This window comes from Peribacillus sp. SIMBA_075 (assembly GCF_046534585.1).
This window is the reverse complement of sequence record NZ_JAWRYN010000765.1, coordinates 1-266: the sequence shown is the minus strand read 5'-3', so window position 1 is coordinate 266 and position 266 is coordinate 1. Positions and strand designations below refer to the sequence as shown.

1 pseudogene is annotated in these 266 nt (G+C 48.1%); it reads left to right on the top strand.

The annotated features are described in order from the left end of the window. Window positions 1-135 (top strand): annotated as a pseudogene (locus SB775_RS30275) (polar amino acid ABC transporter ATP-binding protein); the annotation flags it as partial. Between the last annotated feature and the right edge of the window lie 131 nt (window positions 136-266).

Here is a 266-nt window from a genome sequence, read left to right as displayed (position 1 = left end):
GGCTTTGCGCGTGAGGTTGCCGATCGGGCGGTGTTCATGGACAACGGCGTTATTTTGGAGCAAGGGCCACCCAAAACCTTCTTTGAAAACCCGCAAAACGAGCGGACAAAGCAATTTTTGGGAAGCATTCGCTAAATAAAAACCAACAGAAAAAAATGGGGGAATTTCAAATGAAAAAACGTTCTATGTGGTCTGGGGCACTACTCTCTACTGTACTACTGGGATCTCTACTGCTGTCCGCATGTGGTTCCGATAGCAGCAGCGCA